The following is an 11,683-nucleotide window of genomic DNA, read 5'->3' on the forward strand; positions in this document are numbered from 1 at the left end:
ATTCTCCTCCTATACACGACGTTCTTCATTTTCACCAATAATGTCATTTTTAGTAATCAATAAAATATTGTCCGGTGTCCCTTTAATCACTGCGCCTTTCCCAACTTGAACACCTTTATCTAAAATAGCATATTCAATAGAGGCACCTTTTCCAATATGACATCCTTGTAAAATAATTGTATTTTTCACATGAGCATCTTTTTCAACTTCAACACGTCTAGACAGTAAACTACGTTCAACATGTCCACGTACCACACAATCTGTGGCAATCAAACTATTTAATACAATGGCATCGTCTGTAAAAAATGACGGTGCTCCATTTCTTGTTTTTGTGACAACTGGATTAGATGCATAAAATAGTGATTTAAATTTTTGGCTATCCAGCATATCCATATTGGCATGGAAATAATCTGACAAGTCATTGATAATGGCTGTATAGCCTAAATGAATGTATGTATTGACAGTTTCTTTTGCTGAATAATGACGAATTAGCTCATCTACTTCTACAAATAATTTTTCTTTCACCGCCAGACTAATCATTTCATATAATTTTGGTGTTGATAACAAATATTTATTTAAATTACGGTGTCCTTCATCAAAAATTTGTGTAATATCGCAGCCAGATTCGATATGCTCTTGTTTCACATCTTCTAAATTTACATTGGCAATCACTTTACTTCCTGAAATAAACACATATCCTACATGTGAACGTTTCACAAATTCAATTAAATCTTCATAAAAATCTTCGTATCCAACTTCTTCTCCTAGTGAATATTTATAAAATTGTTGTGAAAAAGTAAAAATACCACCATTAACATGTGAATCGAATCCCCATGAACTACCGCTTCTCACATGGTCATAAATAGAACGACCAGATTTTCCGATAAATAAAGCAACAGATTTAACACCAGCTTCACTTACAGAAGATAAAGGAAAATCAATAATACGAAAACGGCTGGCAAAAGGTAATGCTGCAATCGGTCTTTTTAAGGTCAACGCACGTAGTGAATCAGACTGTTCGGTTAATGATAGAACGGCACAAATATCATTTTTTCTCATTAGTTTAATCCTCCAATTTTTTCATCATATCCAATAACGGCAATATTTGATTGTGTTCCAACAACTCTTGCATTATCTGAAATAACCGCATTTTCTCCAATAATCGCATAGTCAATCACAACATTTTTACCGATTTTTACATTTCCCATAATTAAACTATTATTGACTGTTGCCCCCTCACTAATAGTGACATTATTCGATAAAATCGAATGATTCACATTTCCCTCTACAATACAACCGTCAGAAATCATGGCATTTTTTACTTTAGCATGCTCTCCAATAAAATGTGGCAGAGCATTGATATTATTTGAAAAGATACGCCATTCTCTATCTCGAATATTTAATTCATGATTTTCTTCTAAAAATTCCATATTTGCTTCCCATAATGATTCAATGGTACCAACGTCTTTCCAATAACCATTAAAGCGATAAGCAAATACATTCTCATGATTGATTAAATATTGAGGAATAACATTTTTTCCAAAATCTTCCATTTCTCCTTGTTCATCATTTAGCAATAATTGACGAAGTTTTTTCCAATCGAAAATATAAATGCCCATAGATGCTAAATTGCTTTTTGGTTCTTTTGGTTTTTCTTCAAATTCGATAATACGACTATCTGAATCGGTATTCATAATCCCAAAACGTGAGGCTTCTTCTAATGGTACTGGAATAACAGCAACTGTTAAGCTAGCATTATTGGCTTTATGAAATTCAAGCATTTTTTGATAATTCATTTTATAAATATGATCACCGGATAAAATCAAAATATACTCTGGATTGAGTTGGTCAATATAGTCAATATTTTGAACAATCGCATGCGCCGTTCCAGCGAAAAATTGTGTTCCTTTTGAGCTAGAATACGGTTGTAAAATGGTTGCTCCACCGTAACGTCCTTCCATTCCCCAAGCTTTTCCGCTACCGATATGTTCATTTAGTGATAAAGGTTGATATTGGGTAATGACACCAACATTATCAATATCTGAATTAGCACAATTACTCATCGCAAAGTCAATAATACGATAACGCCCTCCAAATGGTACAGCTGGTTTAGCAATATGTGCCGTTAGTTTACCAAGTCTTGTACCTTGTCCTCCGGCTAATATCATCGCAATCATTTCTTTTTTCATACAGTTAACTCCTTCATTTCTTTTTTTATATATACTCTTTTAGGTTTAATATATAGTGCCGCTAAACTCGGTACGACACATTCAAAAGAATACGGTTGATTTTGATAAGGGATTTTTTCTGTTTGATAAATGGATTTTGTATGCGTCCAAGTACCACCATACTCTTTTGCTTCTGTATTCAATAATATTTCATACTGTCCCTCATAAGGAACACCTACACGATATGTTAATCGTTCTATTGGCAAGAAGTTAGCAATCATAATTAGAAAATCTCGTTTTTGTTTTCCATGTCTAATAAAACTAATAATGGACTCGTCTATATTATCTGCATCTAAAACCGTTATACCGTCCGATTTAGTATCTACTTCATACAATGCCTTTTGTGATTGATACAGATGATTAATTGTTTTAATAAAATATTGATACTCTTGATTAAACGGACGTTGTAAATCAATCCATTCTAATTGAGAATAGAAACGCCATTCTAAAAATTGACCTAGTTCATATCCCATAAAATTCAATTTTTTACCTGGATGAGCTATCATATAGGCTTGTAAAAGTCTTAATGTCGCAAATTGTTTGTACCTATCGCCTTTTATTTTACCTAACATTGAATTTTTTCCATGGACGACTTCGTCATGTGATAATGGCAATATAAACTGATCATGAAACATATACATAAATGAAAAAGTCATCAAGCGATAATAATCTTTTCTAACATACGTATCTGTTTCAATATAGGCTAATGTATCATTCATCCAACCCATATTCCACTTAAATAAAAACCCTAGACCTCCGTGATATACAGGTCGTGTTACTCCATCAAATGATGTACTTTCTTCGGCAATCATCAATGTTGTTGGATAATAGCGATAAATAATCGTATTTAGTTGTTTTAAAAAGTCAATGCCTTCTAAATTACGATTATCTCCATATTTATTTGTTTTCCAACTTAAATTATCAAAATCTAAATAAAGAATATTTGATACAGCATCTACACGAATACCGTCGACGTGGCACACATCTAACCAAAATAGCGCATTAGAAATTAAAAAACTTTGTACTTGTGGTTTACCTAAATCAAAATTAAGCGTTCCCCACCCTTGATTATTTGCCCTGTCTTCATCACTATACTCATACGTTGGTGTCCCATCATAATAGGCAAGTGCATAAGCGTTTCGACAAAAATGTCCCGGAACCCAATCCATAATAATACCAATACCTTGTTGATGTGCATATTCTACAAAATCTCTAAATGCATCTAAATCTCCAAAGATTGATGCCACAGCATAATAACCCGTAACTTGATATCCCCAACTTTCTTCAAGCGGATGCTCCATAAGTGGCATAAACTCAATATGCGTATATCCCATGTCTTTGACGTAAGGCACAAGATATTTTTTGAAGTCATCAAATGAATATAAAGTACCGTCTAAATGCCGTTTCCAAGAACCTGCATGTATCTCATATATATTCAAAGGTTTTTCTAAAATATCTTTCCTTTTTTTATTTGCCTGCCATAGACCATCTTTCCATTTTTTAGGTGCAACATCATATACAATAGACGCGTCTTTTGGTGGTCTTTCAAATTTTTTAGCAAATGGATCAATTTTGTAAATAGTATTTCCTTGCTCATCTTCAATCACATATTTATAACAATCTCCCGATTTTGCTTTTTCAGATAAAGATAACCATATACCCGTTTCTTCTAAACACGTCATACGCTCATAAGTCCAATCATTAAAATCCCCTACTAAATAAACATGTTTGGCATGTGGAGCCCATACAGCAAAAGAAACGTAAACGGTTTCATTTCTTTTCACAAAATGATTCCCTAAAAAACGATAACTTGCATATTGTTGTCCAATATTAAATAAATAAATATCATCTTTCCATTCTTGATATAAATTTTTCGTAATATTTCCCTCCTTCATCATTAGAGTGCATATTCATCAATTTAATAAAGTTTCTATCTTCGAGATAAATTTGTTTAAACCAAAGAAAGAAAACGCTTTATGTTTGATATTATTATACCATATTTTTACTTCATCTGGTGATTTTTTTTGATGTTTTTTCAATATTTTTGCCTATTATGAATTGTTATAATACAGACTATAACAGCTTCATAAAACAGCTAACTAAAACTTTTATTTTTATAAATAGATAAAACTTTATCTCTTCTTAAAATTCTGTTATAATACAATTATAAATTTTTAAGAAGGTGATTCCATTGTATTTTAAAGAAAGTTATTTCATATCATAAAAAAGGAGTATTCTTATGAAAAAATATAAATATATCACATCAATCTTCTTCACATTTATCGTCATTTGTATTATCACTGCTTGTTCACCAAAACAAGATAGTACAAACATCAAACCTCTTGCAGAAGGATTTCCTTATACTGGAACCTATAAAGCAACAACATCAAAAAGTACCCTATCGGCTATTCATTTTGAAAATGACAAAATGATTCTATCACTTGATATGAACAATCATGCTTCTAAAAACGATGTGATTAGAAGCAATATTTCAACAAATATTCGTAATCAATTTAGTCAAATACTTGATAAAAATGGAAAACTAAATAAAAAAGCAACGATAACAGATGATTTAAAACAAGAACCAAAAGCACCTACACTACGTGCTTACTACGAACAAGATTTACCAAATTATCAAGCAAAATATGGAAATATGTATCTTGAATTTTCACATCCAACTGTTACAAAAGCACATGGAAATGATACCGACTGGGTTGTGCAATTGCATGTAGAAGAAAACGATGAACGTCAGATTTTGATTATAGAACGCATTGATGATACATCATTTAAAGACAATACAGGAACTATTTATAAAAAATAATGTAAAATGGAGCGATATGATGACGCCATCATATCGCTCTATCTTTCTTTTTTTAACACAAGCGTGCTCAATGGTGGCACTGTAATGCCTTTAGAGCCAACAATCCATTTTTTCACAGAAATGGATTCACTGCTTATCAACAATGTATATGTTCCATGTGGTAAATATAAGTCTTTTCCATAAAAATTAGCACTATGAATAATAAATAAATCTTTGACACAATACGCAATGATTTGCTCATCACTTTTAATCACCTTAACCATTTCTTTTATTGTATCAAAGTCTGTTGTGGCAAAAAAAGGATGCTCTTTTCTAAAGTGTACTAAGGAGGTTACATACTCGATATTATCTTGATAAACAAACGCTCTATCCCAATCCATTTGATTGATGATATCTGGCGAACAATACGAATTTTCAATGCCCGATTTGGTACGCATAAACTCTTGTCCTGCATGTAAAAATGGTATCCCAAATGTTAATAAAACCATGCTTGTCGCAAGACGATGTCGCTTGAGGCGAATGGTATCGTTTTCTGATGTATTGTGCAACGTTAAATAATCCCACAGCGTGTAATTATCGTGTACTTCGACGTATTGTACCATTTGATTCATGTGTGTATAAGGTGCTGTTCCCAAAATCTGATTGAAGATAATCCCCTCAAATCCCAGTTGCCCCGATACAAAAGATTTTACATTATCTCGAAATTTATCGTTAAAAAAAGCAATATCTGAAATCAAATGTGCATTAGCTTGCATTGCTTTTTGAGGGGTAGGCAAAGTACCCATATCCCACCCTTCACCTAAAATGATGATATGAGGATTGATTGCTTTTAACCGTCTTGATACGTCTTGCATCGTTTGAATATCTAACATCCCCATTAAGTCAAACCTAAACCCATCTATTTGATAAGTTTGTGCCCAATAAGATACACTATCAACGATATACTTTCTAGCCATTTTTCTCTCACTGGCAAAATCATTGCCAACACCTGTCCCGTCGGTTAACACACCATATTCATCACGTCTAAAAAAATAAAATGGTACGATTTTTTCAAAACTATGTTCTTTGATGTGATACACATGATTATAAACCACATCCATAATGACACGTAACCCCTCTTGATGACACTTATCAATAAACGCTTGACACTCTAAAATTCGTGTCATAGGGTCATACGGATTAGTACTATAACTGCCCTCGGGCACATTAAAATGCAGCGGGTCATATCCCCAATTATATGAACGCCACGGTTGTGTTTCATCAACGGATTGTGCACTATAATCAGCCATGGGCATCATTTGAACATGTGTGACACCTAGTGATGTCATGTAATCAATACCTGTTTTTTGTAAATGACTTGTATGCGTATTGTGCTCTGTCAGTCCAAGAAACATGCCTTTATGCTGTATACCACTATCTATATGGCTGCTCATATCTCTTACGTGCATTTCATAAATGATAGGTACATCAACAGGTGGTAAAGGCACCTTGCTTGCTGTTGGTACTGTTACAATAACACCTCGTTCGCCATTCACAGTTACGGCTTTTGTATAGGGGTCAACTACTTCATGATAATCTGTGTGTCGATAAATACCATACATATACGTTTGATGTAAACAATTTCCAAGGAATGTGTATGTGTATACTCCTCTTTCTTGGTTTATCATCTCATACGGGACATCATCTAATAATAAATATACTTGTGTTGCTCCAGGTGCCCATAGTTTAAATTCTGTTTGCTCGGGTGTATACGTATATCCTAATATTCCGTCATAATAAAAATAGTCATCAAATAAAGGTAAACGTGCAATATGACGAAATAAAACAGGTATTTTTTCTCCATTTACGATAGCAAAAATAGGTGTATCCAATGGTAGAGGAAGATTTGTTTGATAGGTATAAGAAGTTGATGTTTGTGATACGAGTGTTATCATCACATCACATGATAAACTTATTTCCAAAATATCGACTTGGGGTGTATCACATACCACTGTTATCCTATCAATATCGTCCATAAAGGCTTGTAAATATTGATTTGTCATTCTATTCTTTCCTTTAATCTTGTGATACGTTCACTATAACATAAACAAAACGGTAAGTCGACAATACCTGTCAACTTACCGTTTTAATATTTGGATTACCAATTTATATAATCTTCATCTTCCATCGCTTCTACTTCACCTAATAAATAGCCATTTCCAACTTGTGAGAAGAAGTCGTGATTACTTGTTCCTGTTGAGATACCATTCATGACAATCGGATCAACATCTTCTGCTGTATCTGGAAACAGTGGATCAAATCCTAGATTTTGTAATGCTTTGTTGGCATTATAACGAATAAAGACTTTTACTTTTTCTGTCCAACCAATTTGATCGTATAACATTTGTGTGTATTTAATTTCATTTGAATACAACTGATATGTTAATTGGAATACCCAATTTTTCAATGTTTCTTGTTCTTCTTCACTTAATTCATTATACGCTAATTGGAATTTATAGCCAATATATGTTCCATGAACAGATTCATCACGAATAATCAGCTTAATGATTTCTGCGACATTCGCTAGTTTATTGTTTCCTAAATAATATAATGGTGCAAAGAAACCTGAATAAAATAAGAAAGATTCTAGTAACACACTCGCTACTTTTCTCTCTAACGGAGAACCATTTTGATAAATACCGTTAATAATTTCTGCTTTCTTTTGTAAAAATTCATTTGAGTTTGTCCAAGCAAAAATTTCTTCAATTTCTGCTTTTGTATTCAACGTACTAAAGATTGACGAATAACTTTTCGCATGAACAGACTCCATAAATTGAATATTGTTATAAACGGCTTCTTCGTGTTGTGTACGCACATCTTTTTTCAAAGATTCCACACCGTCTTGTGATTGTAACGTATCTAATAAAGTCAATCCACCAAACACTTTCGCAACCATATCTCTTTCTGCGTCAGTTAACGTACGCCAATCGTCTAAATCATTTGATAATGGAATACGTGTATCTAACCAAAATTGCTCGGTTAATTTCTCCCACGTTAATTTATCAATCATATCTTCAATACTATTCCAGTTAATTGCAATATATGGATTCATTCATACTTCCTCCTAAATACCTATGCTAATACTCTACTATGATTGGTTCTTTTTTGCAAGGAAAATAAACAACATATCAACATGCTAAAAAGAATACATACCATATATAGTAGTTATCCCTTTAATTGACTACACAAAATCCAATACCCTTTATCACGGTTTAATAATGTCACATTGCCAAAAACATCTTCCATTTTTTTCTGTGCACTAGGTGCTCCTTGTTTTTTTTGAATGACAATTACAATATAACCATTAGGTTTTAAATACGATATACTTTCTTCAAGAATATGATGCACAACTTTTTTTCCTGCACGAATAGGTGGATTAGAAACAATCATATCAAATTGCTCTGTTATCGCTTCGTACACATTAGATTGTAGCACTTTTGCATGATTGACTTTATTTTCATGTATATTTTTTTCTGTTAGATGAACCGCACGTTCGTTTATGTCCACCATTGTCACAAAAGCATCTGAATAGGCTTTTGCTAGTGTTAATCCAATGGGACCATATCCACAACCAACATCTAAAATAGCGGGATTTTTAGGCAGTATCATATCTTGTTTAATGGTTTCAAGTAGTGTACGAGAACCAAAGTCTAAACCTGTTTTTGAAAACACACCGTGATCTGTCCATATAGATAATGTTTGATTTGCCACAACAATCGTATGTTTTTGTTCATCGGTCTTACTTGTAGGTGTGTGGCTATAATAATATTCTGACATGTGATACATCCTTTCTCGTCTTATCATCTTGCTTATTATATAGAAAAACACGTGATTAAACAATTGAAATCATCTTCTTTTGTAGATTATAGTAACATATACTAATACTTAAAGAAATAATGAAAAGAACGATTATTTTCTCTAAAGAAAAATATATTTTATACCATAGAACCTTTAGTCAATCAAGATACGCAAGTACTCGTTGACTTACTCTATCAATTTTACGAACGTGATAGAACTACAATATTTTAAGACAAGATGTCGTTTTATATAATCAAAAACAACCGACAGAGAAGTCGGTTGTTTTTGGATTATACTTCTAATTCATTATCTTTTAACCACTCATAGTGGAATGTGCCGTCTTTATCAACACGTTTATATGTATGTGCACCGAAGTAGTCACGTTGTGCTTGAATTAAATTAGCAGGTAATACTGGTGTACGATATGCATCAAAATATGTAATCGCTGCTGAGAATGTTGGTACTGGTATACCGTTTCTAACAGCTAACGAAACAACATCACGAACAGATTGATGATATTCTTTTGTAATGTTTAAGAAATAATCATCTAATAATAAGTTCGTTAAATCAGGATTTTTTGTGTAGGCATCTGTAATTTTTTGTAAAAATTGTGCACGAATGATACAACCCGCTCTAAAGATTTTGGCAATATCACCATATTGTAAGCTCCAGCCAAACTCATCACTGGCAATACGCATTTGGGCAAATCCTTGTGCATAGCTCATAATTTTACTAAAGTATAAGGCACGGCGAATGCTTTCAATCCATTTTTCTTTATCTTCTTTAGAAATACTTTCTTTTTCAACAGTCGGTAAAAGAGTTGATGCTGTTTCACGTTCTTCTTTAAATGTTGAAATATATCTAGCAAAAACAGATTCTGTAATCAAGGATAATGGTACACCTAAATCTAATGCATTTTGTGATGTCCATTTACCTGTTCCTTTATTACCGGCACTATCTACAATCACATCAACCATTGGTTTTCCTGTTTGAGCATCGTATTTTGTTAAAATATCAGCTGTAATTTCCATTAAATAACTATCTAACTCGCCTTGATTCCATTCTTTAAAAATAGAGGCAATCTCTTCGATAGATAAACCTAATAAATGACGTAATAAATCATAGGATTCAGCAATTAACTGCATATCGCCATATTCGATACCATTATGAACCATTTTCACATAATGACCTGCTCCATTTTCGCCAATATATGTGACACAAGGCTCTCCGTCTTTGGCTTTTGCTGCAATTTCTCGTAAAATAGGTGCTACTAAATCATATGCTTCTTTTTGTCCTCCTGGCATAATCGCAGGTCCTTTCAAAGCACCTTCTTCTCCTCCAGAAACACCTGTTCCGATAAAGTTAATACCAGAGCTTGCCAATTCTTCATTGCGACGCATTGTATCTTTAAAGAATGTATTTCCTCCGTCAATTAAAATATCGCCTTTATCTAAATGTGGTAATAATGATTGAATGGTTAAATCTGTTGGTTTTCCTGCTTGTACCATTAACAAAATACGTCTTGGCTTTTCCAATGAATCAACAAATTCTTCAATCGAATAAGTTGGTACTAATTTTTTATCTGGATGTTCAGCAATAACAGCGTCTGTTTTTGACGTTGTACGGTTAAAAATAGATACCGTATATCCTCTACTTTCAATGTTTAATGCTAAATTTTTTCCCATGACGGCCATGCCGACAACACCAATTTGTTGCTTAGTCAAAATTCATTCCTCTTTTCATGAAAATGTATAGACAAATAGTAACAAATCTTGATGTGTCATTCAAGTAAATCGCTTATAAAGATTGCAATAAAATGAAAAAAACACTATACTTTTTTATACTAAGATGTTAAAGGAGTTTTTATGAAAATACTTATTCCAACGGCTAAAGAATTATTACCTACTTTACCAAGTACACAAAGACCTCCACTTTCTAATCAAACACAAGACATTTTATCTGTCTTACAAGAAAAAACAGTGGAAGAACTGGCAACATTTTTTCACATATCCTATGATCGTGCCGCTGTTGAGCATAATCGAATTCAATCATTTCATACAGCACCTTGTTATCGTGCTATTACCTTATTTAACGGATTGATGTATCGCCAAATCAATCGTCAGAACTTATCAGAAAAAGAAATAGCGTATCTTGATAAACATGTGTATATAACATCCGCTTTATATGGTATCATTCCTGCTACAGCACCTATTGTTGAGCATCGTTTTGATTTTGCACACGCCTTACAAGTCAATGGTAAAACGCTAAAACAACTATGGAAAGAACATTTTGACGGATTTGCATCATCACATCAACCTATTTTATCGCTATTATCCAGTGAATTTGAACAGATTTTTTCTAAAGAGATATCACAACAATTTTATACATGCTCTTTTTTAAATCATAAACATAAAACACATTCTACAACATCTAAAAAAGGACGTGGAGGCTTAGTCAATACCTTGATAACTAAGCATATTACGGATATTCAAGATATAAAATTATTACAGTTTAATGGTTTTTCTTACTGCGCTGAAAAATCAAGCGACACACATTTTTGCTTTGTTTCTCAGCCATAAAAATACATTACTCACATATTAATCATGTTAAAATGCTTTTTTATCTAAGAAAATCTACTCAAAAAGACTTGACATCAACTCATTAAAAATGGGCTCTATAATAAATCGTGTTGGTGGGAATAATCCACCAACACGATTTTGTATATAAAAGTGGACAAAAAAAGAGAAATACCTGTATGATTAAATCACCACAATTAAACAAGGAGGTATTTCTCATG

General features: G+C 32.9%; 9 protein-coding genes. 2 read left to right on the forward strand and 7 right to left on the reverse strand.

All coding sequences use genetic code 11. The annotated features are described in order from the left end of the window. Positions 1 to 9 precede the first annotated feature (9 nt). Genes GMA11_RS04855 through glgB form a run of 3 tightly spaced genes read right to left on the reverse strand, consistent with a single transcriptional unit; the run spans position 10 to position 4,123 of the window. Positions 10 to 1,059 (reverse strand): glucose-1-phosphate adenylyltransferase subunit GlgD, encoded by a 1,050-nt coding sequence (locus tag GMA11_RS04855; protein ID WP_163546097.1) that lies wholly within the window; start codon positions 1,057 to 1,059, stop codon positions 10 to 12. Next, complete coding sequence (locus tag GMA11_RS04860) at positions 1,059 to 2,189, reverse strand: glucose-1-phosphate adenylyltransferase (RefSeq protein ID WP_163546098.1); 1,131 nt, start codon at positions 2,187 to 2,189, stop codon at positions 1,059 to 1,061. The genes GMA11_RS04855 and GMA11_RS04860 overlap by 1 nt, the downstream gene beginning before the upstream one ends. Continuing rightward, on the reverse strand, positions 2,186 to 4,123 hold the full coding sequence (gene glgB, locus GMA11_RS04865; protein WP_163546106.1) for a 1,4-alpha-glucan branching protein GlgB: 1,938 nt from the start codon (positions 4,121 to 4,123) through the stop codon (positions 2,186 to 2,188). The genes GMA11_RS04860 and glgB overlap by 4 nt, the downstream gene beginning before the upstream one ends. A gap of 344 nt (positions 4,124 to 4,467) precedes the next feature. Between glgB and GMA11_RS04870 the strand changes: the two genes are divergently transcribed. Next, entirely contained in the window at positions 4,468 to 5,049 is a 582-nt protein-coding gene (locus GMA11_RS04870; protein WP_163546099.1) for a hypothetical protein, read from the forward strand. A 38-nt stretch (positions 5,050 to 5,087) separates the two neighbouring features. On the opposite strand, the gene pulA is transcribed toward GMA11_RS04870, so the two are convergent. The 4 genes from pulA to gndA all read right to left on the reverse strand — a co-directional run bounded on the left by pulA (position 5,088) and on the right by gndA (position 10,610). Then, the gene (gene pulA, locus GMA11_RS04875) at positions 5,088 to 7,091 is read right to left on the reverse strand and encodes a type I pullulanase (RefSeq protein WP_163546100.1); all 2,004 of its coding nucleotides are present in this window, start codon (positions 7,089 to 7,091) and stop codon (positions 5,088 to 5,090) included. A gap of 95 nt (positions 7,092 to 7,186) precedes the next feature. Continuing rightward, entirely contained in the window at positions 7,187 to 8,140 is a 954-nt protein-coding gene (gene nrdF / locus GMA11_RS04880; protein WP_163546101.1) for a class 1b ribonucleoside-diphosphate reductase subunit beta, read from the reverse strand. A gap of 113 nt (positions 8,141 to 8,253) precedes the next feature. After that, the gene (locus GMA11_RS04885; protein WP_163546102.1) at positions 8,254 to 8,865 is read right to left on the reverse strand and encodes a class I SAM-dependent methyltransferase; all 612 of its coding nucleotides are present in this window, start codon (positions 8,863 to 8,865) and stop codon (positions 8,254 to 8,256) included. Positions 8,866 to 9,176: 311 nt separating this feature from the next. Beyond that, positions 9,177 to 10,610, reverse strand: a complete 1,434-nt coding sequence (gene gndA, locus GMA11_RS04890; protein ID WP_163546103.1) for an NADP-dependent phosphogluconate dehydrogenase — start codon at positions 10,608 to 10,610, stop codon at positions 9,177 to 9,179. Between the two features lie 141 nt (positions 10,611 to 10,751). Between gndA and yaaA the strand changes: the two genes are divergently transcribed. Then, positions 10,752 to 11,465, forward strand: coding sequence for a peroxide stress protein YaaA (gene yaaA, locus GMA11_RS04895; protein WP_163546104.1), 714 nt, complete (start codon positions 10,752 to 10,754; stop codon positions 11,463 to 11,465). Positions 11,466 to 11,683: the final 218 nt, after the last annotated feature.

The sequence above is a fragment of the Granulicatella sp. zg-ZJ genome (genome assembly GCF_010892355.1).
In the GTDB taxonomy this organism is placed as follows: Bacteria; Bacillota; Bacilli; order Lactobacillales; family Aerococcaceae; genus WM01.

What these genes read in the sequence shown, in the direction of transcription:
- GMA11_RS04855 (WP_163546097.1), bottom strand. Translation starts at nt 1,059, where the DNA reads ATGAGAAAAAATGATATTTGTGCCGTTCTATCATTAACCGAACAGTCT.
- GMA11_RS04860 (WP_163546098.1), bottom strand. Translation starts at nt 2,189, where the DNA reads ATGAAAAAAGAAATGATTGCGATGATATTAGCCGGAGGACAAGGTACA.
- glgB (WP_163546106.1), bottom strand. Translation starts at nt 4,123, where the DNA reads ATGAAGGAGGGAAATATTACGAAAAATTTATATCAAGAATGGAAAGAT.
- GMA11_RS04870 (WP_163546099.1), top strand. Translation starts at nt 4,468, where the DNA reads ATGAAAAAATATAAATATATCACATCAATCTTCTTCACATTTATCGTC.
- pulA (WP_163546100.1), bottom strand. Translation starts at nt 7,091, where the DNA reads ATGACAAATCAATATTTACAAGCCTTTATGGACGATATTGATAGGATA.
- nrdF (WP_163546101.1), bottom strand. Translation starts at nt 8,140, where the DNA reads ATGAATCCATATATTGCAATTAACTGGAATAGTATTGAAGATATGATT.
- GMA11_RS04885 (WP_163546102.1), bottom strand. Translation starts at nt 8,865, where the DNA reads ATGTCAGAATATTATTATAGCCACACACCTACAAGTAAGACCGATGAA.
- yaaA (WP_163546104.1), top strand. Translation starts at nt 10,752, where the DNA reads ATGAAAATACTTATTCCAACGGCTAAAGAATTATTACCTACTTTACCA.